This window comes from Halorubrum tibetense (assembly GCF_042661865.1).
GTDB classification, from domain to species: Archaea; Halobacteriota; Halobacteria; order Halobacteriales; family Haloferacaceae; genus Halorubrum; species Halorubrum tibetense.
In genome coordinates this window covers 1-1,623 of the sequence record NZ_JBHSWW010000399.1, presented here as the reverse complement: position 1 = coordinate 1,623, position 1,623 = coordinate 1, and the positions used below count along the sequence as shown (strand labels likewise).

General features: G+C 69.3%; 2 protein-coding genes. Both read left to right on the top strand.

What is annotated here, in order from left to right:
• Positions 1–156 precede the first annotated feature (156 nt).
• Positions 157–657 carry a DUF367 family protein gene (locus ACFQEU_RS15505; protein WP_379783623.1) on the top strand — a complete coding sequence of 167 codons (501 nt, stop codon included), beginning with the start codon at positions 157–159 and terminating at the stop codon, positions 655–657.
• A 68-nt stretch (positions 658–725) separates the two neighbouring features.
• Positions 726–1,623, top strand: an 898-nt coding sequence (locus ACFQEU_RS15500) for a hypothetical protein (RefSeq protein ID WP_379783621.1), incomplete at its 3' end; no start/stop codon positions are given.

Sequence of the window (1,623 nt, the reverse complement as noted above, 5' to 3'; positions counted from 1 at the left end):
CTCGGGGCGTTTCGCACCGAGCGAACAGGTGGGTTGCGAACCCTAATATCCCAACGCTCGGGAATCCTCGCCCTTTAGGGCGGGGAGGATGTCAACTGTAGACGCCGTTATCCGCCACTCCGCACCCCTTATAACCGGCCCGGCCGATCGGGTATCGTGGACCTCCACGTCCGGTACGAGGGCGACGACGACCCCGAGAAGTGTACGGCGCGGAAGCTCGCGCGCTTCGACCTCGCCGAGCTGCATCGATCCGATCGCGCCACGCCGTACGGGGTGGTGTTGAACCCGCACGCCGAGCGGGCGCTCTCGCCCGCGGACGCCGACCCCGCCCGCGAGAACGCGCTGGTCGCGCTCGATTGCTCGTGGGAGTCGGCGGGCGAGAAGCGGTTCAGCCTCCCCGGCGAGCACCGCGCACTCCCGTATCTGGTCGCCGGCAACCCCGTCAACTTCGGGCGGCCGATGCGGCTCACCACGGTCGAGGCGTTCGCGGCCGCCCTCGTCATCCTCGGCGAGCCCGATCACGCGGAGCGGATCATGGCGAAGTTCACCTGGGGCGAGACGTTTCTCGACCTCAACGAGGAACCCTTACAGCGGTACGCGGCGTGTGCGGACTCTCGTGAGGTCGTCGACATCCAAGGCGAGTACCTCGACCGCTGAGCGGGTGCGCTCCCACTCCGCCCGGGCGGACGACGGTTTTTATACCGAACCGCCGTATTCTCCCGCGTATGCCCTCCGAAGGCGCTGGCTCCGGTACGGCGAGCGCTCCCGCTGCCGAGCGCGACGACGACGAGGTCGCCGAGCGCGATGCCAAGATCGCCGACCGCGACGCCGAACGTGCGGGCCTCGAAGCCGGCGAGAGTCACACTGCCGCCGACACGATCGTGTGGGGCCCAGTCCGTCACGACCGGATCCGGTCGCTGATCGTCGGGGTCGGACTGGCAGTCGCCCTCGTCTGGGCGGCGGTCGGCGCTATCCTCGCGATGAACGTCGGCTCGGCGCTCGCTTCCGTCTCGCTCGGCGGCGTCGTCTCGGCACTCGCGGAACTGAACCTCGGCGAGACGTTCGTGGGTGTCGTCTTCGTCTTCGCGCTCGCGCTCCTCACCGTTCCGTATCTCTATCTCTTCTATGACGATTGGGAGCTCGGGTCCGGGCCGCTCCATGATCGACTCTCGGGGCTCTCGTCGCTGCGTCCCGGTTGGGTCCTTCTCGGCGCGACGGCCCCGGTCGCGGTGTGGCTTCTCGGCATCGACTGGACCGGACTCGGCGTCTGGCCGCTCGTCGCGTGGCTCTGGCTCGTGCCCGTCAGCCTACTGTGGCGGGGCGTCGAGGTCGAGTTGGATCCGGGGAACCACGAGATCCGCCGCCGGTACCCCACACAGGACCGGAGCCGCACCGACGACCTCGACGCGGTGATCCGGACGCGACGTGTCGACCTCCCGCGTGCCGGGACCGTGTTCCTGCTCGCGTATCGCGGCAACGAGTGGTACCGCTCGACCCCGTGGCTCACCGTCCCCCGGGACCGCGCGGACGCGGTGGGGAACACCCTCGATGACGTCCTCGCTCGCTCGCCCGGACCGACCCGTGCGAGCGTCCCCGTCCGCACGATGCTCGCGCTGATCGGCT